At 67.4% G+C, this 21,449-nt stretch carries 20 protein-coding genes; 10 read left to right on the forward strand and 10 right to left on the reverse strand.

What is annotated here, in order from left to right:
- Positions 1 to 26: 26 nt before the first annotated feature.
- The 4 genes from LQ757_RS18900 to LQ757_RS18915 all read right to left on the reverse strand — a co-directional run bounded on the left by LQ757_RS18900 (position 27) and on the right by LQ757_RS18915 (position 2,689).
- Entirely contained in the window at positions 27 to 773 is a 747-nt protein-coding gene (locus LQ757_RS18900; RefSeq protein WP_231048841.1) for a leucine-rich repeat domain-containing protein, read from the reverse strand.
- Positions 774 to 807: 34 nt separating this feature from the next.
- A complete protein-coding gene (locus LQ757_RS18905) occupies positions 808 to 1,569 on the reverse strand; it encodes a phosphotransferase (protein WP_231048842.1) in 762 nt (253 codons plus the stop codon).
- Between the two features lie 157 nt (positions 1,570 to 1,726).
- Positions 1,727 to 2,284, reverse strand: coding sequence for a hypothetical protein (locus tag LQ757_RS18910; RefSeq protein WP_231048843.1), 558 nt, complete (start codon positions 2,282 to 2,284; stop codon positions 1,727 to 1,729).
- A gap of 36 nt (positions 2,285 to 2,320) precedes the next feature.
- Positions 2,321 to 2,689 (reverse strand): hypothetical protein, encoded by a 369-nt coding sequence (locus LQ757_RS18915; RefSeq protein ID WP_231048844.1) that lies wholly within the window; start codon positions 2,687 to 2,689, stop codon positions 2,321 to 2,323.
- A gap of 118 nt (positions 2,690 to 2,807) precedes the next feature.
- Here LQ757_RS18915 and LQ757_RS18920 point away from each other — a divergent pair, with 118 nt between their 5' ends.
- Both LQ757_RS18920 and LQ757_RS18925 read left to right on the forward strand, forming a co-directional pair.
- A complete protein-coding gene (locus LQ757_RS18920; RefSeq protein WP_231048845.1) occupies positions 2,808 to 3,170 on the forward strand; it encodes a hypothetical protein in 363 nt (120 codons plus the stop codon).
- Between the two features lie 198 nt (positions 3,171 to 3,368).
- On the forward strand, positions 3,369 to 4,157 hold the full coding sequence (locus LQ757_RS18925; protein WP_231048846.1) for an alpha/beta fold hydrolase: 789 nt from the start codon (positions 3,369 to 3,371) through the stop codon (positions 4,155 to 4,157).
- A gap of 309 nt (positions 4,158 to 4,466) precedes the next feature.
- Here LQ757_RS18925 and LQ757_RS18930 read toward each other — a convergent pair whose 3' ends face one another.
- A complete protein-coding gene (locus tag LQ757_RS18930) occupies positions 4,467 to 4,925 on the reverse strand; it encodes a hypothetical protein (protein WP_231048847.1) in 459 nt (152 codons plus the stop codon).
- Positions 4,926 to 5,208: 283 nt separating this feature from the next.
- Positions 5,209 to 5,490 (reverse strand): hypothetical protein, encoded by a 282-nt coding sequence (locus LQ757_RS18935; RefSeq protein ID WP_231048848.1) that lies wholly within the window; start codon positions 5,488 to 5,490, stop codon positions 5,209 to 5,211.
- Between the two features lie 371 nt (positions 5,491 to 5,861).
- Between LQ757_RS18935 and LQ757_RS18940 the strand changes: the two genes are divergently transcribed.
- From LQ757_RS18940 to LQ757_RS18960, 5 genes are all read left to right on the forward strand, one after another.
- Positions 5,862 to 6,101 (forward strand): antitoxin VbhA family protein, encoded by a 240-nt coding sequence (locus LQ757_RS18940; protein ID WP_231048849.1) that lies wholly within the window; start codon positions 5,862 to 5,864, stop codon positions 6,099 to 6,101.
- 106 nt (positions 6,102 to 6,207) lie between these two features.
- A complete protein-coding gene (locus tag LQ757_RS18945; protein ID WP_231048850.1) occupies positions 6,208 to 6,885 on the forward strand; it encodes a Fic/DOC family protein in 678 nt (225 codons plus the stop codon).
- A gap of 12 nt (positions 6,886 to 6,897) precedes the next feature.
- On the forward strand, positions 6,898 to 7,479 hold the full coding sequence (locus LQ757_RS18950) for a recombinase family protein (RefSeq protein ID WP_231048851.1): 582 nt from the start codon (positions 6,898 to 6,900) through the stop codon (positions 7,477 to 7,479).
- Positions 7,480 to 7,748: 269 nt separating this feature from the next.
- The gene (locus tag LQ757_RS18955; protein ID WP_231048852.1) at positions 7,749 to 8,291 is read left to right on the forward strand and encodes a hypothetical protein; all 543 of its coding nucleotides are present in this window, start codon (positions 7,749 to 7,751) and stop codon (positions 8,289 to 8,291) included.
- A 173-nt stretch (positions 8,292 to 8,464) separates the two neighbouring features.
- Positions 8,465 to 13,342 (forward strand): helicase-like domain-containing protein, encoded by a 4,878-nt coding sequence (locus LQ757_RS18960; protein ID WP_231048853.1) that lies wholly within the window; start codon positions 8,465 to 8,467, stop codon positions 13,340 to 13,342.
- Between the two features lie 349 nt (positions 13,343 to 13,691).
- Here LQ757_RS18960 and LQ757_RS18965 read toward each other — a convergent pair whose 3' ends face one another.
- Positions 13,692 to 14,081, reverse strand: coding sequence for a hypothetical protein (locus tag LQ757_RS18965; protein WP_231048854.1), 390 nt, complete (start codon positions 14,079 to 14,081; stop codon positions 13,692 to 13,694).
- Between the two features lie 350 nt (positions 14,082 to 14,431).
- Between LQ757_RS18965 and LQ757_RS18970 the strand changes: the two genes are divergently transcribed.
- Genes LQ757_RS18970 through LQ757_RS18980 form a run of 3 tightly spaced genes read left to right on the forward strand, consistent with a single transcriptional unit; the run spans position 14,432 to position 17,384 of the window.
- Positions 14,432 to 14,830 (forward strand): MobC domain-containing protein, encoded by a 399-nt coding sequence (locus LQ757_RS18970; protein ID WP_231048855.1) that lies wholly within the window; start codon positions 14,432 to 14,434, stop codon positions 14,828 to 14,830.
- A 38-nt stretch (positions 14,831 to 14,868) separates the two neighbouring features.
- The gene (locus LQ757_RS18975; protein ID WP_231048856.1) at positions 14,869 to 16,524 is read left to right on the forward strand and encodes a relaxase/mobilization nuclease domain-containing protein; all 1,656 of its coding nucleotides are present in this window, start codon (positions 14,869 to 14,871) and stop codon (positions 16,522 to 16,524) included.
- A 14-nt stretch (positions 16,525 to 16,538) separates the two neighbouring features.
- Positions 16,539 to 17,384 (forward strand): hypothetical protein, encoded by an 846-nt coding sequence (locus LQ757_RS18980; RefSeq protein WP_231048857.1) that lies wholly within the window; start codon positions 16,539 to 16,541, stop codon positions 17,382 to 17,384.
- 65 nt (positions 17,385 to 17,449) lie between these two features.
- Here the strand turns inward: LQ757_RS18980 and LQ757_RS18985 are convergent, their stop codons facing one another.
- The 3 genes from LQ757_RS18985 to LQ757_RS18995 are packed head-to-tail and all read right to left on the reverse strand — an operon-like array spanning position 17,450 to position 21,410.
- Positions 17,450 to 18,148 (reverse strand): DUF4913 domain-containing protein, encoded by a 699-nt coding sequence (locus LQ757_RS18985; protein ID WP_231048858.1) that lies wholly within the window; start codon positions 18,146 to 18,148, stop codon positions 17,450 to 17,452.
- Entirely contained in the window at positions 18,145 to 19,932 is a 1,788-nt protein-coding gene (locus LQ757_RS18990) for a type IV secretory system conjugative DNA transfer family protein (protein WP_231048859.1), read from the reverse strand. The genes LQ757_RS18985 and LQ757_RS18990 overlap by 4 nt, the downstream gene beginning before the upstream one ends.
- Positions 19,929 to 21,410, reverse strand: a complete 1,482-nt coding sequence (locus LQ757_RS18995; RefSeq protein ID WP_372459684.1) for a putative type IV secretion/conjugal transfer ATPase — start codon at positions 21,408 to 21,410, stop codon at positions 19,929 to 19,931. The genes LQ757_RS18990 and LQ757_RS18995 overlap by 4 nt, the downstream gene beginning before the upstream one ends.
- Positions 21,411 to 21,449: the final 39 nt, after the last annotated feature.

Below are 21,449 nucleotides of genomic sequence, written 5' to 3' on the forward strand. Positions count from 1 at the left end.
AGCGATGAGTCCCGCTGCGGGATGGGCTAACGCGAAGCCGCCCGATGGGCTTCGAGTGCTTCGTACTCCTTGGCAAGGCGGGCGAACGGCTTGCTGCTGTGTGCGAGTTCGAACACCGTCTTCCGATATTCGCGGCGAAGCGGGATTTGCAGCTCGACCAGGCTCGGAAGAGCTGCAAGCGTCGCCAGTTGCTCGGCAGGAAGTCGGGTCCCAGGAAGGTGAAGAGTGCGGAGGTTTGGAAGCAGCCTGATCCACTCGAGATCCACCACGTCGAGCGTCCGGTCCGAACCCAGATGGCCGTTGCCGAAGGCAAGGGTCTCGAGCGACCGGAGCTGACCAATCACCTCCGGGTTGCTGACGGAGAATGGCTGGTCCAACACGAGCGTCTGAAGCCGGTCAAGGGTGGCGAGCGGTCGAAGATCTGTGACCGCGCGGGCGCCGCCGAGCGAAAGCGTGCGCAGTTCCTCCAGCGAGGACAAGACACCCAGGTCCGAGTATGGGCCCCATTTCACCGAGAGCGACTTCAGTTGAGGTTGCCCGCCGGCTGCATCGAGCAGCTCTTGAGGCACGCGGCACACGAGGTCGAGGTGTGTGACGCGCGTGGTCGTCCCGGCGAGGAATTCGACCCACTCCGCCAGGATCTTCTTCTGCTCGCTGCGCTTGGAGACCCCGTGCGCCTCCAACTGCGTCGCCTGAACATCAATCGAGCGCTGACCTCGATACTGATCGACACGCCAGAGCGCCTCGCGTCGACGCCCGAAGAAGTTTGCCACCCGAACATCTTGCAGCAGGCCCCTTGGGGATCCTTCACGGGACGCGAGCGGTGAGCGCCTCCAGCCAAGTGGACTGACTTCGCTGAACATAGTCAGCCGCCACCCGCCAGTGCGCGCCGTGACCGTTCACGTACATCGATCCCCACGGTTCGCGCCCTGATCTGTGTGACGCATGGAGGAGGTCGTACATCGCCTCGGCACGCCGCGCCATCGTGGACGGCAGTTCGCTACGCAATTCGGTGGTCGCTCCGTACCCGTCGACGAAGGCCTTCAATCGCTCCGCAGCAACTTTCGGGTCCTCACTCGCGTCCGAGAGGGTGAACGCCTGTGCGGCGTATGCCAGATCCCAGAGCCGGGTGCTCGGCCCGGCGCCGTCCCAATCGATGAAGACCCAGCGGTCGCCAACGATCAGGTTCCACGGCGCGAGGTCGTTGTGGCAGACCAGTTCATCGTCCGGGGCAGGAATCAGCGTGTCCCATGCAGCGAAAGCTCGTGGGACGAAGCCTTCGCTGGCGTCGTGGATCGCTCTGACAATCTGCCCGACGCGAGCGAGGTCGGCAGGGCTGAGCGACGGCAGTTCGAGGGCGAGGCGGCCTGGAACGAACTCGGTCACCTGCCTGCCCAGCTCGTCTTGGCCCAGCGGTTCCGGCACATCGACGCCCGCGGACCGCACCGCGCCCATGAACTCGAGAACGCCGGCAGTGGCAGGGGTCCAGGGTTTGCGCACGGTCGCGCCGACCCGCACGACGCCCTGCGTCGCGTTCCCGCCAGTCAGCGCGTGCTCGTGCTCTTGCATCGTTCGAGGCTAGCGGCCCGCTCAGCTGGTCTGCGCGATCAAGTGCGTGCCGCTAGACGATCCACTTGCGGGGCAGTCGGCTGTTCCCCGAACGACCGCCAAAGCGGACGCCTCGCACCCCTCGGGTGTACCGGCCATGAGGTTGGTTGGGCCCGATTCACGGGACGGCGGGCGTACACCCGGGCGGTTCGGAGTTGCCGCTGACCGCGAAGTGGTCGCAGGTGAGGAAATTCGGATGGCTCACCCCGAGCAGGAACGACGCGACCGCGATCCCCGCGATCGTGAGGACGATGACCCATCGCGATCCGATCGGGATGGTGCTGCCGAACTCCGGCCACATCACGCGTACCAGGATCCAGATCGTGAACGGGATCGCGAAGAACACCGCGATGAATCCGACAGCATCACCGAGAAGCGTCAGCGGGTCGTCCGAGCTCGCTTCGATGAACCCGAGCAGCACCCACACACTGGGCAGCAGCAGCGCGACCGCCTTGAGCGCCCGGCGCCGTTGCGGGCGACGGTCGAACACGACGAAGAAGAATGCAGCGGTCGACGCCGCCCAGACGGTCAGGATCTGGTCGAAGAACAGCTCTCCCCAGGCCCCGAGCGTGAACGCGGGCCACCATACGGCGATCGCCATCGCGATCATCACCACACCGGTGGCGGTGGGCGACGGGCTGCCGGGATCTGCCGAAGGGTCAGCGGAACGCTTCATGCGGATTTACCTCACCGTCTGCCCCTTCCGACGTGTTCAGGCGCGGAAGAACTCGTTCGCGCGCGCAGAGTACAGCAGGATGAGGCCGATCAACGCTGCGAGCCCGCCGATGACCGCCGACCACAACTGCGCCGGAACAGCGACCATCACCCAGATCGCAGCCGCCAGGTTGAGCACGAACACGATCGTAACGATCACCCTGGCGACGTTGCTGCCTCGGAACAGGCCGAGACTGACCAGGATGGTGATGACACCGATGATGATGCTGACCCACGCGGCAGTAGTCCCTCCCGGTACGTCGGTATGCAGGACGAGGACAAGGATGCCGCCGAGGATCTGCAGTGCACCGCTGATCCAGGCGAGGACGGCGACGAGAGTGACGCCGCCGGGACGAGATCCGGCCATGTGAGGCTCCTTTGACTCCGCGGAGTTGCGTGAGCATAAAGTAGCGCCGTAACGAGGTGATATCACTCCCTCGAACGCGTGTCGTCGCCGCGATTCGCCGAACACGGGTGGGCGCCCGATGGCGTGTGAGGAGTTTTCCGCGGTAACGTCCAGCATGACCGATGCTGAGCCGGCCCGAGCCGAGGCCTCCCGACCCGCCTCCTGGGGCATCGCACTGGCGATCGCCGCGATCGTCCTTTCCGCGCCCCCGTTGCTGTTCTTCCTCCTCGTCGTCGCCGCCGGTGGATTCGCGTTCATCCTGCTCGTCTCACCGTTTATCATCGGCGTCTGGGTTCTCTCCGCGTTGGCTCTGCTGTTTGCGATCCTCGCCGTTCGCGCCCGAGCAGGGGCGGTCACGATCACTGCGCTTGTCCTCGCCGGTGTGGCGGTCCTCGCGAGCGTGGGGTTCGGCATCGCCACGAACTTCGGTGTCGTGATCTGACACGACATGACCGCCCTGCGTGTCAGGGCTGGGCGGCGCGGATGAAGACGTCATTCAGGGTGACCGTTGTCAACGCCACCTTGGCGTTGAACACGCATCACGCGGAGTCCGGTAGCCGATCCCCATTGGCCGCTGGAGCCGGGGTGATTGGCCGGCGCGCCAAGAGTGTGCGCATTGCCATTTGCCTAGACTGCGGCTATGCGCGTGGACGTTGGCGGGCTGGAAATCGCCTACGAGCTAGCCGGGAGCGGACCGCCGGTGGTGCTGGCGCACGGTTTCGTCGGTGACGGTCGCTCGACGTGGGGCGGGCAGATCGACGCGCTCGCTGACGAGTTCACCGTGGTCGCCTGGGATGCGCCCGGAGCCGGCGGATCGTCTGACCCGCCGGACGGGTTCGGCATGGACGCGTACGCGGACTGCTTCGCAGCGTTCGTCCGAACGTTGCGGATCGCGCCGGCCCACTTGGTCGGGCTTTCCTTCGGCGGTGCGTTGGTGCTGGCCACGTTCCATCGGCATCGCGGGCTCGCGTCGTCGCTCGCAATCGTGGGTGGGTACGCCGGCTGGCGTGGCTCGCTTGGGTACGCAGAAGCCGAGAAGCGGCTGGCTCGGGCGCTGGAGGTGTCAGAACTGTCGCCCGAGCAGTTTGCTGCGGCTATGGTGCCGTCGATGTTTTCGCCGTCGGTCGACCTCGAGGTCGTGGCTTCGTTCGTCGATCGTGTCCGGGTGTTCCGCCCGGACGGCTTCCGGGCGATGGCCCGCGCCAGCTTCGAGGACCAGAGTCACGTGCTGCCCGAGGTTGATGTACCCACGCTTCTGCTCTACGCCGATCATGACGTACGAGCCCCCGTCGCGGTCGGTGAGGCGATGCACGCCGTGGTGCGGGGCTCCCAGCTCGTCGTGCTCCACGGACCGGGTCACGTCAGCAGCGTGGAGGCGCCAAACGAAGTCACCCGCGAGCTGCGTCGCTTCCTGCGCTCGGTCACCTAGGGACCCAAGCGGAACGGGCAACAGACGGCGCTGAGTGTGACTTTCGCCGATAGATGTGACTATGTCAACCTGTTTCGGGACCACGTGACGGCCTGAGTCGAGACCACCCCTCTGCCCCAGTCGTTCGGCGAGCACTGGAACAGTGCGGTCGGTACCAGCGTGCGTGCGCTCGTGACCGGGGTGCGTGACTGACGGCCGGTCTGGGGGCATGTGCGCCGAGCGTGTTGGTCGTTGGCACCGGGCACCGGGCGCGTGGCGAGCACCGTTACGTCAGACCGGAACGCTCGCCGACCGGGGCGCCGCGTTGTTTTATGGGAGGGGGGCGGTCGCCACTGCTGGCTCGAAGCCAGGCGAGGTTGCCGTGGCTTGGACGGACGCGTTTGCCCTGGTGACGACCGTGATGCGGGCGCCGACCGAGATGTTCACCGGAACGGGCACCAGGATGCTGGCTAGCGTGATGGTGATACCTGAGAGGTTGACTTGGGTCATGCCCGAAATGCCGGGAATGTCTTCGAAATCGATCGAGGACGCGCCGGGAACCTGGAACTGCACGACGATGGCGTCCGTGGTGGGGGTGCCGCGGGGAGTCACGATGACGTCGTACACGGTCGTATGGGTGTTGGCGTCATGAGAGAACTGGGTGAGCGCGAGCTCGAGTGAGGCCGCCGGCGACGCCGCGTATGCCGGCGCCGGCACGGCGAGGGCGATGACCGGCGCCGACCAGGCGATACCCTGCAGAACCTTGCGGCGTGAGACGTCTTGCGTCATGGGTGCCCCCCGATGTGAACAATTCGATGGATCGAGCAGGTCAGATCGGATCTGATCGTAGCAGTGCGCATGGTAGAGATCAGGAACCGGCGCGTTTCTGAGAGACCGAAGCGTGTCGTCTGGCCTCGTAACACACCTCTTCGCTCCGACTTGGTGCTTCGCAGGGTGCACCCACACGCTGATGACCCGGGGCCCGGCCTCACGCGACCACCCGGCATGGCCGACTGCTCCACGGCGCCACGGGTGGGGCCGCCCTTCCGCTGTCGGAGCGAGCAGGGGATAGCTACAGCGGGCCGTCACCGAATCGGATGCCGAGGTTTGCGAGGTACACCCACGCTCCGTACCCGAGGATGCCCGGGACAATCGCGACGATCGCGACTACGCGTTCCGGTCCGATCGCCCCAGCACGGCGTAGCTGCACCCACGCCCACACCGTGCCGGCCGTCGCCGCGAGCACCGGCAGCGCGAACGTGAGCGACGCGGTCGCCGGCCCCAGACCGGTGAACGCCGCGATCACGAACAACCACGCTGGCGCCAGCCCGAGCACGATACCGAGCCACATCATCGTGCGCACCCGCCCTGCCCGCTCTTGACCTGATTCATTCAAGGCGCCGCATCACATTCAAGAAAGTCATGGAACGAAACGCTAGCGCGTCACGCTGGCGACCTGGCTCCGGTGAGGGATCGGCTTTCGGAACACCAAGCCGCCAAATAGCGGCAACAGAAGGCCGCCATTCAGCGGCGAAAATCACACGCCGGAACCTCGACGCGCCGAAACCTATTCCTTGACCGTTTTCGGCGCATTTCGGATAATGGGAGATCGAGCAGGAGGGGAGTGGGATGCTCCAGACGGACGCATTCGCGGCCTACGTGTTCTTCGTGCTGTCGGCTGGTCTAGGCCCCAAGCGAAGCAGCCACGGCCGCACAATGGAGACCATGACCGAACCGAAGCACTTCGACATCGAGACCCGCTGGCCCGAGGTGTTCGAGCCTCTGAGTACTGAGCAGCGGACGATCGTCGTGCAAACCCTCGCCAACCAGTGGCTCGAGGGTTGGGAACCGAACCGCGCCGACGTCGCCGACCTCGCCGACTTCGTTCGCGGCGCCCTCACCGAGGCTGAGTACGACGCTCGTGCACGAGCGAGGGCGCAGCAGCAGGCCGCAGCTCGTGGCTGAGTTCGCGAAGTGGGAGGACTACCAGTACCCCGCTCCCGACGAGCACACTCTTCGCAACAAGGCCGGCATCCGCGACTTCTGGGAACTCCGCGAGTTCGAGTACAAGATGACCGCGAAGCGTGAGACTCAGCTCCGCGCGGGCATCTACGAGGTGCCCCGCACGTTCGATGCTGATCATCTGCGCGCGATCCACGGTCACCTCTTCAAAGACCTCTACGCGTGGGCTGGTGAGTTCCGCCAGGTCAACATGCGTAGCCCCTACAACGAGCTCGCGTTCGTCTCGCCGCGCAACGAAGGCATCGAGCGCTACCTCGAGGAGATGACGCAAACGATCGCGTCCCACAGCTGGGTGGCGATGGACCGGGACCAGTTCGCATTCGCCGCCGCGAAGACTTTCACGATCGCAAATTGGTGCCACCCATTCAGAGAGGGGAACGGAAGATCCACACGAATCTTCATGGATCACCTCGCCGAGCGGGCCGGCTTCGGACTTGACCGCACTCAGGTCGACAAAGACCACTGGAACGCCAGCGCACGGGACACTCGGCCGCGCGCGCCCGGTGCCGCGCCGAGCTTCGAGCCAATGGTGTCTGTCTTCAAGCAGATGACCATCACACGCGAGGAGGCTTCGACCTCCTCGGTGTTGCACGCCATCGCGCGCTCGAGCATCCTGCAGGCGTCGTATCCGCGTGCGGCAACGGCCGCGCTCACGGCGTCGGCGTCGACGTCGACTCGCCCCGCCCAGCGAGGCCCGGACACGAGCGTCGGGCTCGGGCGAGACTAGGGACGGGGAGCAGTGGCGATCATCGGCTACGCGCGGGTCTCCACTCGCGAGCAGAACCCCAAATCGCAGGTCGCGGAACTTCACGCGGCCGGCGCCGAGAAGGTGTTCGTCGACGACGGAGATTCGAGCCGCGTCGCAGATCGTCCTCAATGGCTTGCCTGTTTGGACTACCTCCGCAGCGGCGACACTCTGCTGATCCGAGCGCTCGACCGCATCGCGGGCACCGAGAAGATGGCGATCCAGGTCATCCATGACCTCGACGAGCGAGGCGTTCTCATCCGAAGCCTGACCGAGCCCCCGATCGACACGACTACTGCGATGGGCCGCGCCCTCTACGGCGTTGTCGCCGTCTTCGCGCAGCTCCGCGTCGACACCATCCGCGAGAACACCCGCCGCGGACTGGAGTACGCCCGCTCCGAGGGCCGTCTCGGCGGCCGGCCCACCGTCATGGACGAGGACAAGATCGCGACCGCACGCCTGATGCGCGCCAACAAGATTTCGTACGCGAAGATCGGCGCGGTCCTGCACGTCGGAGCGACGACCGTGCGCCGCGCGCTCGAGCAGCCGGAGAACGCCGAGGGGAGCGAACAGTGACACACGACTCACATGTGCCCAACCCGCTCCGCCGAGCCTTGTTAGCCTCAATGGCGCAACGGCCGGTAGAGGGGACCTCATGGCGAGACGTAAACGGCAAGTGCCGAATGGACAGCTCTCGTTCGATCTGTGGGGTGCCCCCGAAGTGGACGCTGACGCACAGCTCGAGGCTGCACGACGCGCCCCGGCGACCGCTACGGAGCAGAGCTTGGCCGGTGGCCAGCTCAGCTTCGACCTATTTGCGATGGATCGCGGAGATGAGGCCGAACATGAACCACTACGGGCTGATGGCTCAGGAGCACTGGCGCCGGCACGCACCGAGCCGGTACGCGACGCTGGAGAACCCGGAGGAGTTCTTCACGGAGCTGGGGGAGAGCGCGGCCGCGCAGATCGAAGCACTGAGCGCCCGCCTGGAGCAGACGGTGCCGAGCGATCTGCCGTACCTCGAGGAAGTGGCGCAGCTTCAAGCGGTCCGGAAGCAGGCCGAGGACGTGGTGCTGAGCGAGTTGGTCTTCTCGGTGACGGCGGAGCCGAGCGGCCTCGCGGAGGAGCTCGAGACGATGCTCGGCGAGCTGCCGAGCGCGACGATGATCGAGCACGAGCTGCAGTCGATCCAGGAGGACGCGACCGAGGAAGCCGAGCGGGAGGGCTTCTCGGAGCCGATCCTGTCGGACGAGCAGGAAGCACGGCGCAGCCGACTGCAGAAGATGCTCCCGCTCGTGACGCTCGACCGGGAGCCGGCCGAGATGGACGAGACGGAGCTGACGAACAGAATCCTCGCTCTGCGGGAGTTCTGGAGCCCAGCGCAGTAGCGTTCCGGCCGAAGTCGCAGGACGACCTCGCGCCGTCTGGCGCCAAGGCCCGGTTCGCGGCCAACGTCGAGGCGATCGAGACTTCGCGCCGCCTCGAGCAGGAAGGCCGGCCTGCGACCGCGGCCGAGCAGCAGGCGCTCGCTCGGTGGTCGAGCTGGGGTGCGATCCCTGAGGTGTTCGACGAGGCCAAATCGAACTGGACTACCGAGCGAGCGCAGCTCCGCGCGCTCTTGGACGATGCGGCCTACGACGCGGCCGGCCGCACCACGATCAACGCGCACTACACCGACCCGGCCTACGTCGCCGAGGTCTGGGCCGCCCTCGACCGCCTTGGCTTCGACGGCGGCACCGTGCTCGAGCCCGGAAGCGGCGCGGGCACCTTCATCGGCATGGCGCCGGCAAGTGCGCAGATGCTCGGCGTCGAGCTCGACGGCACGACGGCCGTCATTGCACGCGGCCTCTACCCGCACGCCGACATCCGCACCGAGAGCTTCGCCGAGACCCGGATGCCGCGCGGCCACTTCGACGCCGTGGTCGGCAACGTTCCGTTCGCCGACGTCGCGCTGCATGACCCCCTGCACAACGCGGGCGGGCACTCGATGCACAACCACTTCATCATCAAGTCGCTCGCGCTCACTCGTCCGGGCGGTGTCGTCGCCGTGCTGACGAGCAGCTTCACGATGGACGCCACGAACCCGTTCGCCCGGCGTGAGATGAACGGCATGGCTGACCTCGTGGGCGCCGTGCGCCTGCCCTCGGGCGCGCACCGCCGCGCCGCGGGCACTGAAGCGCTCACCGACCTCCTCATCTTCCGCCGCCGCGAGGCTGGCGTTCCGCCGCGCGACGTCGCCTGGGAGACCGTCACCGCGCAGCAGGTCGACGGCACGATCATCAGGACCAACACCTACTTCGACATCCACCCCGAGCACGTGCTCGGCGAGCTGCACGTCGGCCAGGGCATGTACGGCGGCGAGACGGTCTCGGTTCGCACCGACGACCTCGCCGCGACCCCTGAGCGCCTGCATGGCGCACTCACGGACATCACCAGCCGCGCGATCGAGCGTGGCGACGTCTTCACCAAGGCATCTGCGGCCGCCGTCCAGGAGCGCGCGGCGGCCGCCGCGGCGCAGACCAGCTTCTGGGACGGCACGATCGTCGCGGCCGGCGCCGAGTTCAAGATCGCCCACGGCGGCGCGCTCCGCGACTTCGCAGTGCCGAAGACGCAGGCCGTCGAGCTGCGCGCGCTTCTGAGTCTTCGCGACGGCGCCCGCGCACTGCTCGACGCCGAGGCAGGCACACTCGACGACACCCGCGAGCTCGACGCGCAGCGCGCGACCCTGCTGGCCGAGTATCGCGGCTACGTCGCCAAGTTCGGGCCCATCAACCGGTTCACGACGCGCGGCACAGGCCGATTCGAGCCAGTGCTGGACGAGCTGACCGGCGCGGTCGTGATCGACCCTCAGACCGGCCAGCCGGCCCGAGGAGAGGAGGGCGTCGCCCGCATCACGCCGCGAGCCATCGCGACGTTCAAGCAGGACCCGCAGAGCGCGCTCGTGCGAGCCCTCGAGCGGTTCGATGAGACCGAGCAGACCAGCGCACCGGCGTCGCTTCTCCTGCGTCGCGTCGTCGTGCCCCGCCCCGCCAAGCAGGGCGCGGAGACTCCCGCCGAAGCGATCGCGCTCTCGCTCGACGAGACCGGCCGCGTCGACCTCGAGGTCGTCGCGCATCTGCTCGGCGTCGACGCCGAGGAAGCGCGCGCGCAGCTCGGCACTCTGGTCTACGAAGACCCGACGAGCGGTGAACTCGTGCACGCACCCGAGTACCTCTCGGGCGAGGTGCGCACGAAGCTCGACGCCGCTGCCGCGGCTGCGGAGACCGAGGCGCGCTTCACCGTGAACGTCGAAGCCCTGCAGGCGGTGATTCCCGACCCGATCGGGATCGAGCAGATCGAGGCCCGTCTCGGATCGGTGTGGATCTCGCCCGAGATCCACGAGCAGTTCCTCCGCGAGCTGCTCAACGACCGAAGCATCCGCGTCGAGAACCCGATGCCCGGCGCGTGGGAGGTTCGCGGCTACCGTGCCGGCGTGCTCGCCACCGACGAATGGGGCACCATGCGCCGGCCCGCGGCCGACATCGCGCAGGCCGTCATGGAGCAGCGGCGCATCGAGGTCCACGACGAGGTTGAGGGCTCGGACGGGAAGAAGCGGAAGGTGCTCAACCCCGTCGAGACCACCGCCGCCCAGGAGAAAGCCGACGCCCTGCAGGCGCGATTCTCCGAGTGGGTGTGGGAAGACCCGGCGCGCGCCGCCGAGCTCTCCGACGTGTACAACCGCAGGTTCAACTCGATCGTGCTGCGCGACTACTCGCAGGCCGGCGACTACCTCACCCTTCCCGGCCTCGCCGCGACCTTCACACTGCGCCCCCACCAGCGCGCCGCTGTCGCCCGCATGATCGCCGAACCGGCCGTTGGCCTGTTCCACCAGGTCGGCGCGGGCAAGACGCTGGAGATGATCGTCGGCGCGACCGAGATGCGCCGCATGGGCTTGATCAACAAGCCCGCGATCGTCGTGCCGAACCACATGCTCGAGCAGTTCTCGCGCGAGTGGCTGCAGGCGTACCCGCAGGCCCGTATCCTCGCCGCGTCGACCAACGAGCTCACCGGCGACAAGCGCCGGCTGTTCGTCGCCCGCGCCGCCGCGAACGACTGGGACGGCATCGTGCTCACCCAGTCGGCGTTCAAGAAGATCGGCATCTCGCCGGACTTCCAAGCCGAGTACATCCACGGCCAGATCAGCGAGATGCGGGCCGCGCTCGTCGAGGCGAAGGAAGCCGACGCGATGAGCGTCAAGCGCATCGAGAAGCGGATCCTCTCGCTCGAGGAGCGGCAGAAGAAGATGCTCGCGATCGAGCGCGATCACGGCGTCTCGTTCGAGGACATGGGCATCGACTATCTCGTCGTCGACGAGGCCCACATGTACAAGAACCTCGCCACCGCATCGAACATCCAGGACGCGGCGATCGAGGGCAGCCAGCAGGCGTCTGACCTGCACATGAAGCTCGAGTACCTCCGCGGCCGCCACGGCGACCGCGTGGCGACGATGGCGACCGCGACGCCCCTCGCGAACTCTGTCACCGAGGCCTACGTGATGCAGCGCTACCTGCGCCCCGACTTGCTCGAGGCGGCAGGCGTGACGAGCTTCGACGGGTGGGCCGCGACGTTCGGATCTCAGGTCACCGAGATGGAGATGGGACCGGCCGGAGGGTTCCGGCTCAAGACCCGATTCGCACGCTTCCAGAACGTGCCCGAGATGCTGCGCATGTGGCACACCTTCGCCGACGTGAAGACCGGCGAAGACCTGAAGCTGCCCGTCCCGCTCATCCGCGAGCGGCCCAGCGACGGCAAGCGCGAAATCGAGACGATCGTGCTCGACCCCACGCCCGAGCTCGACGAGTACATCAAGCAGATCGCCGACCGCGCCGAAGCGGTGCAGAACCGCACCGTCACCGCCGATGAAGACAACATGCTCGTCATCAGCACGGACGGCCGCAAAGCGGCCCTCGACCTCCGCCTCGTCGACCAGTTCACCGAGCAGTCCGGCGTCGTCAAGCTCGACGCTGTAGCGACGCAGATCGTGAAGGAGTGGGAGCGCACCAGGAACAACGAGTACCGCGACGAGGTGAGTGGCCAGACGAGTCCCATCCGCGGCGGAATGCAGATGGTCTTCAGCGACCTCGGCACCCCGAACGAGAAGCGCTGGGATGCTTACCACGAGCTCAAGGCGAAGCTCGTGGAGGCCGGCATGCCGTCCGACTCGATCCGGTTCATCCACGAGGCGAAGGACGACAAGGCCAAGGGCCGGCTGTTCGCGGCCGCGCGCGCCGGCCACGTCTCCGTACTCATCGGTTCCACCGGCAAGATGGGCGTCGGAACCAACGTGCAGGCGCGCATCACTGCGCTGCACCACATCGACTGCCCGTGGCGGCCGGCCGACCTCGAGCAGCGCGACGGCCGCGGCATCCGCCAGGGCAACCAGAACGCCGAGGTGGGCATCTACCGCTACGTCGTCGAGCGTTCCTTCGACGCTTACTCGTGGCAGACCGTGGGGCGCAAAGCGAAGTTCATCGCGCAGATCATGCGCGGCCGTCTCGACACCCGCGAGATCGAGGACATCGGCGACACCGCCCTCTCGGCAGCGGAGGCGAAAGCGCTCGCCTCGGGCAACCCGCTCGTGCTCGACAAGGCCAACGCGGACTCCGAGTTCCAGAAGCTCCGACGTCAAGAGACCGCGCACCACCGCGCACAGGCAGCCCTCCGCCACCGAGCGCACAACGCGCGCGAGTCGATCGGCGTGCACGAGCAGATGCTGACCGCACTACGAACTGCGTCCGCGCGCTCCGTCGACGTCAGCGGCGACGCCTTCCGGATGGTCGTCGACGGCCGCAGCTACGACAGCCGACAGGACGCTGGCGACGCGATCGCCGCCTGGGCATCGCGCAACGAGCTCGCGATCATCCGCGCCAACTCCGAGCGGCCGCTGACGCTCGGCACCATCGCCGGCCACACCATCACCGTGCGCTCCGAGCAGGTCACCGTCGAGTGGAAGACCGAGGTTCGAGCGCACCTCGCGCTCGAGGGCGTTCCCTACTCGGGCGGCAACGTCCGCTTCGACGAACTCGGCGGCGCCGGCATCGGTCTCGTGCGCACGCTCGAGAACAAGACGACCGCGATCGCACGCAACATCTCAGACTCTGAGAAGCGCATCGAGCGCTCGGTGGGAGAAGCCCAAGAAGCCGAGGCACGCCTCGGCAAAGCCTTCCCCCACGCCGACGCTCTGAAGGCCGCACAGCAGCGCGTCGCCGAGGTCGACGCCGCCCTGGAAGCGTCGAACAAGCCGGCCGAAGAGGAGCCGGCCGACCCGGCCCCCACGCGAAGCAGCATCCTCTCGGCTTCGTTCCCGTCCGGGCCGACGACGGGCGGAGTCTCGACGCAGACGACGCGCACGACGCATGGGCCGGGCAAGCCATACGAGCGTGCCGAGGCGGAGCGATAGGAGCGCACTCGTTCGGCACTCGATCCCACATCTCTCCTTCCCCCTGATAGCTGCCGCCGAACACACGAAGAGCCCCCGTCAAAGGTGCGGTGCAGCCGCATCGCAGAGCGACGCGAAGCGCCCTTGACGGGGGCTCGGAGCGTGTAACGATCACGGCTCATGGGGGAAGGCGACCACGCACCTCACGAGGCCGTGCACAGGTCGCACTGAGCGTCACCGCAGCGTGCCCCTGAGAGGCGACGGTGCGACCTGTGTGCGGGCGGACGATCGGGGTCCCGCTGTCCACCTGTGGGCGGGACGAGCCCGAAGGAAATAGCTCGTGCCGTCCACAGGTGGTCAGGGGGATGCGTTAGGCGCTGAGCTGCTCTTCCTGAGACTCGGCGACGTTCGTCGCCGAGTCGTCCGCCGCGACGGCGGGAGCCAGCTTCGGCTTCGCCGCCGCGGCGCGCTTACGCACGCGAGCCTTCTTGTCCGGCTCGCCGAATCCGATCTTGCGCAGCTCGGCGGCCGTCCACCCAGCAGTGATCGCGCGGTCGTACTCCACAGTGTCGGCGCGCTCCGCCTCGGCGACCTCTGCGGCCGTCTCTCGCTCGACCTGGGCGATGCGCGCAGCACGCCGGGCGTGCACGTCCGCGAGGTTCTGCCGGGTCTCTGCGAGCGTCCGAATCACCGCGATCCGTTCGTCGAGCCCGCGCTGTGCTCGGGCGACTGCTTCCTCAATACTGGGTTCCTTTGCCATGCCGCTAGTTTAAGCGGCACCGCCAACGAACGACCGCGCTTTGCGCACGGTGACGCGGCGGCTTCCAGCGCATAGCGCTGTCAGCACCCCGTCACGGTGACGCGGCGGCTTCCAGCGCATAGCGCTGTCAGCACCCCGTCACGGTGACGCGGCGGCTTCCAGCGCATAGCGCTGTCAGCACCCCGCTCATGCCGATGGCAGAGCGGATGACCGCCGGAGGCGGAGCAAGCTATATATTTAGGTTCCCTAAATGGCTTGCATCCTCGACTTGGCGTCGCGGATGCGGCACACTGGAGGTGTGGCCCCGCGTTGTCGGGGTCGCTGCGCTAGGCATGAAAGGCGGCAACAGAGTGACCGATGAGACGTCTCCGAAGGCGCCCGGCAGTCGTCGCCGACGTGCGAATGCCGAGGGCGGCCGTCATCACTTTCACAAGGTGAAGGTGACGCCCGAGGAAGAGGGCCGGCTCGCCGCTATGGCGGCGGCTCAGCGCGTGACGATCCCGCGCCTTCTCGTCGAGTCAACCTTCGCGCAGAATGCCGGCACGACCGTCACCGAGCGGCGCGACGCGCAAGCTGAGCTCTTCCGAATTCATCGCCTGCTCGCAGCGTCGTCGAACAACATCAACCAGATCGCGAAGGCGACGAACGCGACGGGCGAGATTCAGGCGGAGCTGCTCGAAACGCTGAAGGCGCATCGCCGCATCGCCGCCAACGTGACGACCGCAATCGACGGGCTCGGACTGCAGTGATTCCTAACGTCGAGCGGGGCGACCGTATGGCCGGCCTCATGACGTACCTGGCTGGGCCGGGTCGATCGAACGAGCACGAGGATCAGCACGTCGTCGCGGGCGATCCGGCGATCATGGCGTGGTTCGACGACGGCCAGCTTGACCACGAGAGCGCGCTCGCGATCGCGCGCCATCTCGACCAGCCGCGCACTGCGTACAGCGTCGAAGTCTCGGGCGGCCACGTGTGGCACTGCTCCCTCTCGACCCATGTGCGTGAGGGCATCCGCACCGATGAGGAGTGGGCTTCCATCGCACGCGACTTCATCACCGCGATGGGGTTCGACGACCAGGACCGTTCGCGCGCGCCGACTCGCTGGGTAGCGGTGCGGCACGGCGTTTCGAAGAACGGCAACGATCACATCCACATCGCCGTGAACCTCGTTCGCGAAGATGGCACGAAGGCCAACGTCCACCAGGACTTCCGACGAGCGCAAAGCGCGTCGCGCGCGCTCGAGGTGAAGTACGGTCTCGAGCGACTGGAGTCTGTCAGCGCCGAGCGCTCAACCCGCGGATATCAGCCCGCCGAGCGGCCGGCCATCGCGCGCGCTCGGGCAACCGCGAAGTACGAGGCGGAGCGCGCACTGCTCGGGCCATCGGCTCCGTTGTGGTCGCAGCTTCCTGCTGCCGATCGGCAAGCCAGGATCCTCGCGGCCACGCCGGTCGAGGAACCACGGCACAAGATTGCACGTCTGGTTCGCGGGTGTGCCACTGCCAGTGAGTCCGAAGCTGAGTTCGTGCGTCGGATGCGCCGCAACGGACTGCTCGTGCGACCGCACTACGCGAAGGGCACCACTGACGTCATCGAGGGCTACAAGGTAGCCGAGCGACCCCACCACGGTGAGCGCCCCATCTGGTACGGCGGCTTCCGACTAGGACGCGACCTCTCGCTCCCGCGCCTCCGTGATGGCTGGCCCGACAGTCCGCAGCACGCACTTGCCGCAGCGGAGGAATGGAACGCCGCGATGCGCGGCCGCCGCGTCGCGGTGGTTGGCCGTGAGGCGGCCGAGCCGGCCCCCGAGATGTGGGAGCGGTACAGCGCCGAGCTGACCGAGTTGCGTCAGCAACTCCGGGATGTCCCGCTCGAGGATCGCGAGACGTGGTCGCGCGTTGCCCGACAGACCGCGGGTGCGTTCGCAGCGTGGTCGAACGCGATCGAGACCGAGCCCGGAGAGCTCGCCGCCGCAGCCGATGCAATGGCGAAGTCAGCTCAGACGTTCAAGCAAGAACGGCGTCCGGACTCGCCGAGCCTGACTGCAATCGGTGGTGCCGCGATGCTACTCGCGAGCGCAACGCGCGGCGGTCAGGGCGCCGTCGCGCAGGCCGCACTGCTGCGCTCGCTCCTTCGGTTCGCGCAGGCGGTCTATGACGCAGAGATGAAGGCTGGGCAGCTCCGGCAGGCTCAGCACATCGTCGAGGACGTGCGAGCGCGACTCACCCGCATCCGCGACGAGCTGACCCCCACCGCCAAGACGACGGTGGATGCCACCGCGCCCGCGGCCGCATCCCTGGCGAAGCTCGACTCCGAGGCTGAGCAGATGCTGCTCCGCATCCAGGGTGGCCAGCGGCCGGCGACGGACGTGACTTCGCCGGTGCCAGCGAAGCTCGAGCCGCGACGAGAGACGAAACCGACCGCAGATCGCGGCACGGAACGATAGGAAGGGAGGCACTCATGGTCGACGAGAACGACGGCTTGGAGGACGCATTCGAGGGGCAGCTCCGGTTGGCGCTGACCACGGCTGCACAGGTCGGAGAGCGGTTCGCTATGGCGCGCGATCGCGCCCTTGATCGCGCCCGCCGTGAGAGTGACCGAGAGGCGAGCGAACTGCGCGCGAGGTTCGACGCCGAACAGCTCGCCGCGCGCGCCGAGCTCGCGAACGTCAACCGCTCCGAGTGGTGGGATCGTGCGACGCCGCAGAACATCGGCGACAGCTACCAGCTTGCGAATGCCTGGGCTCGGGAGGATACCGAAGCGCAGCGCGCAAAGGACACGATCACCGAGCAGGTGCGCGATCGCTACGGGGTGGTCGCAAGCGAGCTCCACCCCGATCCCGTCGCACTCCGTGACGCCATCGAGGAAGCCGAACGGCTGCGCGTTCAGACGGATGCCGAGCGGCGGCGCGCACAAGAAGACCGTGCCGAGGCGGTCATCCTGACGGCCGAGGCCGACCTGCTCGACCGGGCGGCCGAGCAGGCGCGCGAAGCAGCCGAGTTCGAGCCGGATCCATTCGACCGTGCCGACGCCGAGCGGATGGCCAAGGAGCAGGAAGATCGGGCCGAGCAGCTCAGGGCAGATGCCACGCCGATGTATGACTCGGCTGAGCGCCGCGAGGCGACAGCTCGCGACCTCGAGACGAAGGGGCTCGACACTGAAACGATCGCCACGCGCATGCGCGCCGACGTGAGCCAGGGACAGCCGGCCACCGAGGCGACGCGGGACACTGCGAAGCGTGCCCCCAAGGCGCGACCGTCGCGCGGTCGCGGCGCCGGCCGACAGCAGACCGGCCTGAATCGGTAGCTCGGCGACGCACACAAGAAGGGCCGCACCCAATCGGGTGCGGCCCTTCTCGCCTTTGCTGCTCGCTACGCGGCATCCGGCTCGGCGACTGGCACGCGGACGTCGGGGAACATGCCCTCCGGTGGGTCCGTGTACGGCAGCGGATCGCCCTTCTGAGGGCGCACGTCGTGCAGGCCCTCGGCGGCGCCGAAGGGGCCGGTCTCGCTCAGCAGCACGGACATGTGGTGGTCCGCGTGGTCGCGGAACCACACACTCATCCCGGTCGCGGGATCGAGCCGCAGATGCTCCCACGCCCGCCAGAGCGCCTCGAGGCGGATCACCGCCTCGTCATACCGCCACCAATCAGCCGCCCAGACGAACTCCTTCGTGCCGACGCGGCGCTTGTAGACGAAGCGCAGGTAGGTGCGCACGAACTCGTCGACAGAACCGTAGTAGAGCTCAGGCGATGCCTCCGCGGCCGCGCCCGCGCCGTCGAGCTCCGCCTCGACGGCCTCCTCCGCCTCGAGCTGCATAGTGATTGCCGCCTCGGCGTCGGCGGCAGCCTTCTCGCGCAACGCATTCATCACGTCTTCGGTCAGCGCGGCCTTCACAGCTTCGGCGGCGACATCCGCGACAGCGGCCTTCACGGATGCCTTGACCTGCGCATCGACGAGCTGCGCAGCAAGGTCGCTGATGTCGACGCCGAACGCCGTCGACCGAGCAGCCCTGCCTGCCGGGGTCTGGGTGCTCTCCTCCATGTCGTCAGTTCCCCAGTCGTCGCTCACGATGCCTCCTGTCCTTCCGCGGCCGCGACGGCCGCGAGTTCGTTCATCGCCTGATCGAGGGTGCGTGCCGCCTCAGGATCGTGCGCACGAATGGAGGCCTTGACGTCCTCGGCGTACGGGCCAGTCATCCAGGGCTGCGACCGGATGAGCGTCGGGCGAGAGCCCGACGCGAGCACCACGGCGCGCCCCTTGGGCATGGCGCCGAGGTCCGCGACATCGAGGATGCGTTCGCGGTGATTCTGATACGAAACTCCACGGCCATTCTTGCCCGTCGACAACGACGAGGTGCGCCGGTCGTAGTCGCCGATCAGGCGCGAAACGTCCTCGAGGAATGCCACCTCGGTGACGCCGCCGCCGTAGACCTTCACATTCGAGGCGCTCCAAAGCTTCTTCATGCCCGACTCGCCCCACACCTCCACACCCTGCGACCATGACTGAAGGATTGTCATGAGGACGATTCCGCGCGAGCCGTAGTGGCTGTAGAGGTTCGGGAGCTCGCGCCACCGACACACGTTCGCCGCTTCATCGAGAACGCCGACGATGGGAGTGCGCAGCCGTCCGCCGGCCGAGCGCGCCGCCAGCTCTTCGGCTGCCTCGACGACGGCGACCGTCAGCGCGGTCACGAGCGGGCCGGCAGTGCCCTTGCCCTCCTTGGAGAGCGAGTAGAGCGTGCCGCCATCGCGCACGAACGCGGCAGGGTCGAGCTGCGGCCGCGTGTCCACGACATCCATCGCCGTCACCCACCGGACGATCTGCCGGTTCGTCAGGCACGAGGCCATCTGCTGCGCGGTGCCATACACGCCGCCGCGCTGCTTCTCCGGGGCGTAGATGACGCCCGACACCTGATCCGCCGTCAGCGTGAAGCCATGCCGCGCGAGGATGTCGATCGGAGTCTCATCGGTGGGACGAGTCAACCACCGATAGACGTCCGTGATCGGCCGCTGGTCAAGCGCAGCAGCCAGCAGGAGCCCGGCGAGAAGGTCCTGACCCGCAGGGTCGAAGAAGGCATCCGTGCGCGCGCCAGGGTCCCGCGAGCCGGAGGCGAAGTGCTCCGCGAGCTTCGCGGCCTTCACCTCGTCCGTGACGTAGCTGAGCGGGTTCCACCACCAGGTCGGTTCCTCGAGCGCGATGCCCTGAGGATCGAACACCCAGACCGGCCCGGACTTCGCACGCACATCCCGCGTTGCATCGACGACGTCGCGCTTATTGGAGGTGACGATGACGCCGCCCGGTGCGTCCAAGATCGCCGGAACGGCGCGCGAGGTCGTCTTACCGGTACGGGGGCCCCAGATATCGATGTGCATGTCTTCCCACGAGCCGAAGATCGGCTGGTTGCTGGCAACCGTCCGGCCGATCGGCACGCCGGTCGACGTCTCGACGCCGAGGCGCATCGCCGTTGCCTTCGCGTTGCGCTGTGAGAGTCCTTCGACGTCGCGGCCGCGCCCCATGAACGCGGACTTGTCGTCGACGCGCGTGCGGGACTTCCGGTAGCGACCGACGAGCACAGCGATGACGACGATCAACGCCAAGATCACCGCGCCAAGGGCTGCGGCGATCCAGGTACCGCTCTCGGGCCATGCGACCTTGCCGCCGATGACCTGAAACACGAGCGTCGCCGGGTTCGAGGTGAGCTCGAGAGGCGTTCCCTCAAGCTCGTAGCCGAGACGCACAGCAACGTTGACCACCAGGGCGGCGACGACGGCAAGCCCGGCGACCCCGAAGAGGGCGAGCATTCCAGGATCGGCTCCACCGGGGTCGCGGCGACGATTGTTGGGCACACTCACGATGCCTCCTGAAGAGTCGTTCCGACACGGCTCTGCTCGTTCCACAGCCGGTTCGTGTCGTGGAGCGACAGCTCAACCTGAGTGAGCTGCACGTTCACCGGGATGCCCGGTCGGCCACCGACCTTCACGAGGAACTTGCCACGTCCGGGAGGCTCCGCCTCGGCGCCGATCGTGGAGTCCCATGCGGGCGGATCCTGCCATCCGATGAGCAGATCCTGCTCGGCCTTCGAGAGCGGCACCGCGGACGTCAGCAACGGCATCTCCGCAGACGGAAGACCGCCGCAGATCACCATGCCCGAGCGCTCGACGAAGCCCTTGGCCTTCATGCGGTCTTCTTCGGTGGGCAGCGCCAGAAGGTCGCTCATGGTGTGAGAGATCATCGCCATACCGACACCGCGCTGACGGTTCAGCCGGGTCAGGGCGTCGACGCGATCGACCATGCCGCGTCCAGCGCGGAGCGCCCTCCACAGCTCGTCGAGCACGACGAAGTAGTGCCGCCGAGGCTCGAGGCCTGCGTCGGCCAAGGCGTTCGCGACGTTGACCGTTCCGAAGCCCGCCGACCAGCAGGCCAGCAGCGTCGCCGCCTGCAGGTCCATGTCTGAGTCGTCGATGGCGGACACGTCGTACACGACGGGCCGGTCGCGCTTCATCGGTGCGGTGGTCTGATGGGCGAAGGTTTCGCCAAGGCGACCGCCGCCGACGAGGCCGATCAGCGAGGCCTCGAGGTTCTCGGTGATCTCCCGGTACCGCTGCTCATTGCCGCGGTCGAGAGCTGCCTGACGCACTTCGACCGGCCCCTGCTGGATGACCTCGAGCAGGTTGCCCAGCACGGGAATGCCGACGAAGTTGTCGTCCAGCCACTTCAGCGCACGATCGATGATCGTCTCTTCGCGGTCGGTCGGCGGCGACTTCCGGAGGATCGTCAGGAGAGCTGAGACCATCGTGTGCCGACGGCCGTGGGCATCGGCAAGCACCTGCGACGCTTCCTTCTCGTGCCCCGCATCCCGGAGTCGGTGTGCGGCCTCCAACGCCTCACCGGGGTCGAGAACGTTCAGGTGCCCTCGGCCGCGGCCGAGGGTAATGACCTGACCGCCGAGCGCTTGGATGAGCTCGACGTAATCGGGCTTCAGATCGCCCAGGACGAGCGGCATGACACCGTAGCCCGAGAGGCCGACAGCCATTCGCGCGACGAGCGAAGACTTCCCGAGACCCGGCTTGCCGAGCACGAACGCGCTCGGGTTGCTGATGAGCTTGGCGCGCTGGAACCACGAGATGGGATCGCAGCAGAGCGTGGCACCCGTCTGGATGTGGCGGCCGAGCGGCACTCCGACCATCGGAGTACCCGCACCCACCGCGAACGGCCAGAGGCCGCAAACCTGAACGGTGGTGCCGCGCCATTCCCGCGGCGTCTGCACGTAGGTGCTGGCGCCGCGGCCGGCGCCTGACCAGCCACGGCTGCCGGGAGTGACCGGAGTCACGTCCTTCTGCTGAGGCGTGACGCCACGGTTGCCGTGCTT

Source organism: Agromyces cavernae (assembly GCF_021044935.1).
In the GTDB taxonomy this organism is placed as follows: domain Bacteria; phylum Actinomycetota; class Actinomycetes; order Actinomycetales; family Microbacteriaceae; genus Agromyces; species Agromyces cavernae.